1 protein-coding gene is annotated in these 444 nt (G+C 33.8%); it reads left to right on the top strand.

The features are described 5' to 3' along the window. Positions 1-85: 85 nt before the first annotated feature. Positions 86-444, top strand: a 359-nt coding sequence (locus CHM34_RS18470; RefSeq protein WP_141201788.1) for a DDE-type integrase/transposase/recombinase, incomplete at its 3' end; no start/stop codon positions are given.

The following is a 444-nucleotide window of genomic DNA, read 5'->3' as shown; positions in this document are numbered from 1 at the left end:
CACTACCACAGAGAAGCTAGAAATCATTCACATAGATCCAAGTGGTCCTTCAAGAACAAGAGGATTCTATGGTGAAAGGTACTAGATGATTTTCATTGATGATTTCACTAGAATGATGTGGGTAGCATTTCTTAAAGAGAAATCTGAAGCTTTTGAGAAGTTTAAGATGTTTAAGAATAGAGTTGAGAATAAATCTAGTGTTAAGATAAAATGTTTGAGATATAATAGAGGAGGAGAATTCAGCTCTAGAGAATTTAACATATTTTGTGAAGAGAATGGAATTAAATGGCATCTATCCTCACCTAGAACACCTGAGCATAATGGGATTGCTGAAATAAGGAGTAAATTAGTAGTAGAGGTAGCAAGAGCAATGTTTCTTGAGAATGATATTTCTAAGACATTTTGGAGAGAAGCCATCAATATAACAATGTGCACTCTAAACAT

This window comes from Paludifilum halophilum, from assembly GCF_002245355.1.
Lineage (GTDB): Bacteria > Bacillota > Bacilli > Thermoactinomycetales > DSM-45169 > Paludifilum > Paludifilum halophilum.
The sequence above is the reverse complement of the archived record's forward strand: the minus strand, read 5'-3'. Positions and strand labels throughout refer to the sequence as shown.